We start from the raw sequence: 284 nt of genomic DNA, 5'->3' as shown, positions 1-284 counted from the left end.
CCCCTGCGACTTACACGGTGTGGAGAAAAGTGCGTTCGCACACATTGAAGTGCTCAGCACCGACGGCCGGATGATCGATTTTCTGCGCAATAAGGCACAGGTGAAGAGCGGCCCGAAATTTGTTCATATCCACCCGGAGAGTTCTGTCTATGCCCGTTCCGGGGATACCTTCACCAAAACTGAAGGTAAGGTGAAGAAAGATATTCACAAAATTATGCCGCAGGACAAATGCCATCCGTTCAAAGACAGCAACCGCAAGCGCTGGTTTGATATCGGGGACGGGA

1 pseudogene is annotated in these 284 nt (G+C 51.4%); it reads left to right on the top strand.

The window, feature by feature from the left end:
- A pseudogene (locus AB8818_RS22930) lies at window positions 1-284 on the top strand (hypothetical protein); the annotation flags it as partial.

This window comes from Enterobacter sp. KB-280D8, from assembly GCF_041399405.1.
Lineage (GTDB): Bacteria > Pseudomonadota > Gammaproteobacteria > Enterobacterales > Enterobacteriaceae > Enterobacter > Enterobacter cloacae_N.
Note: the sequence above shows the minus strand (reverse complement) of the source record. Positions and strands in the feature narration are given on the sequence as shown.